1 protein-coding gene and 1 pseudogene are annotated in these 996 nt (G+C 72.9%); one reads left to right on the forward strand and one right to left on the reverse strand.

From position 1 onward, the window contains the following. Positions 1 to 135, reverse strand: a pseudogene (locus FV223_RS28490) (chloride channel protein); the annotation flags it as partial. On the opposite strand from FV223_RS28490, the gene phnE reads away from it, so the two are divergent. Then, the gene (gene phnE, locus FV223_RS28495; protein ID WP_147729980.1) at positions 70 to 963 is read left to right on the forward strand and encodes a phosphonate ABC transporter, permease protein PhnE; all 894 of its coding nucleotides are present in this window, start codon (positions 70 to 72) and stop codon (positions 961 to 963) included. The pseudogene FV223_RS28490 and the gene phnE sit on opposite strands and share 66 nt — an antisense overlap. Positions 964 to 996 lie beyond the last annotated feature (33 nt).

Consider the following 996-nt stretch of genomic DNA (forward strand, 5'->3'; position numbering starts at 1 on the left):
CGCGGTCATGCCGGCGGCGGCGCCGGCGACGAGGAGCGTCTTCCGCTCGGCGGCGCTCAAGTGGAAGAACTGCGCGAACAGCGAGCCGATGGCGCCGCCGGTCATGATGATCGGCCCCTCGGCGCCGCCCGGGCCAGCGCGGGCGCGGTCGCGTCGACCCGGCGGCGGAGCCTGGCATTCCTCGCGGTCGTCGCAGGGCTGCTGGTCCTGTCGGGCCTGATGGCCGAGGTGCGCCCGCTGGTGCTCGCCGACAACATCGGCAACCTCACCGCCTATCTCGGCCGCATCCTGCCGCACCTGACGCTCGCCGACCTGCGCGGCGACCTCGCCGAATGGTACTGGGGCCTGCCGAAATGGGCGGCGCTCCTCGGCGAGACCCTGCTGATGGCCTATCTCGGCACGCTGCTCGGCGGCGTCGGCGCCTTCCTGCTGTGCTTCGGCGCGGCCGCGAACCTCGCCCGCACCCGCGCCGGCCGCTTCCTGACGCGCCGCGCCCTCGAGGTCCTGCGCACGGTGCCCGAGATCGTGTTCGCCCTGCTCTTCGTCATCGCCTTCGGCCTCGGCCCGATGGTGGGCGTGCTGGCGCTCGCCCTCCACACCACGGGGGCGCTCGGCAAGCTGTTCTCCGAGGTGGTCGAGAACATCGACATGAGGCCGGTCGAGGGGCTGACCGCATCGGGCGCCTCGCGGATCCAGGCGATCCGCTTCGCGGTGCTGCCGCAGGTGCTGTCGAGCTTCGCCTCCTACGGGCTGCTCCGCTTCGAGATCAACGTGCGCGGCGCCGGGGTGATGGGCTTCGTCGGCGCCGGCGGCATCGGCCAGGAGCTGCTGGTGGCGATCCGCAACTTCTACGACGCGGACGTGAGCGCGATCCTCCTGATGATCGTCGCGACGGTGATGGCGATCGACCTCGGCACCGAGCGGCTGCGCCACCACCTCATCGGGGCGGAGGGCGCGCGATGAGCCGGCCGCCGCGTCCCGTGGACGTCGCCGCCC

Source organism: Methylobacterium sp. WL116, from assembly GCF_008039455.1.
In the GTDB taxonomy this organism is placed as follows: Bacteria; Pseudomonadota; Alphaproteobacteria; order Rhizobiales; family Beijerinckiaceae; genus Methylobacterium.